The sequence below is a fragment of the Streptomyces griseicoloratus genome, from assembly GCF_014534645.1.
Lineage (GTDB): Bacteria > Actinomycetota > Actinomycetes > Streptomycetales > Streptomycetaceae > Streptomyces > Streptomyces griseicoloratus.
Map to the genome: position 1 here is coordinate 1 of NZ_JACVQF010000069.1, position 747 is coordinate 747.

The 747-nt window shown below is 69.2% G+C and carries 1 protein-coding gene; it reads left to right on the top strand.

The window, feature by feature from the left end; all coding sequences use genetic code 11:
- Positions 1–78 precede the first annotated feature (78 nt).
- A partial coding sequence (locus H0H10_RS02250) for an ABC transporter permease (RefSeq protein ID WP_188179082.1) occupies positions 79–747 on the top strand: 669 nt, incomplete at its 3' end.

A 747-nucleotide genomic window follows, 5' to 3' on the forward strand; every position in this document is an offset into this window, starting at 1 on the left:
CACCCCCGACCTCGACGACGTCTTCTTCGCCCTCACCGGCGGCACCAACGTGCCCAACCAGCCCAAGGAGGCCATCCGATGAGCTCCCTCACCCTCGCCGTACGCGACTCGGCCACCATGCTCCGGCGGAATCTGCGGCACGCCCGGCGCTACCCGTCCCTCACCCTGAACCTGCTGCTCACCCCGATCATGCTGCTGCTGCTCTTCGTCTACATCTTCGGCGACACGATGAGCGCGGGCATCGGCGGCGGCGGTCCGGACCGCTCGGCGTACATCGCGTACGTCGTCCCGGGCCTGTTACTGATGACCATCGGCAGCACCGTGATCGGAACCGCGGTGTCCGTCTCCAACGACATGACCGAGGGGATCATCGCCCGCTTCCGCACGATGGCGATCCACCGCCCTTCGGTGCTCGTCGGGCACGTCGTCGGCAGCGTGCTGCAGTCGGTCGCCAGCGTGGTCCTCGTGGGGGCCGTCGCGGTGGCCATCGGCTTCCGGTCCACGGACGCGACCGCCCTGGAGTGGCTGGCGGCCTTCGGGCTGCTGGTGCTCTTCGCCCTGGCGCTCACCTGGATCGCGGTCGGCATGGGCCTGTCCAGCCCGAACGCCGAGGCGGCCAGCAACAACGCGATGCCGTTGATCCTGCTGCCGCTGCTCTCCAGCGCCTTCACCCCGGTCGAGTCCATGCCGGGCTGGTTCCAGCCGGTCGCCGAGTACCAGCCGTTCACCCCGGCCATCGAAACCCTC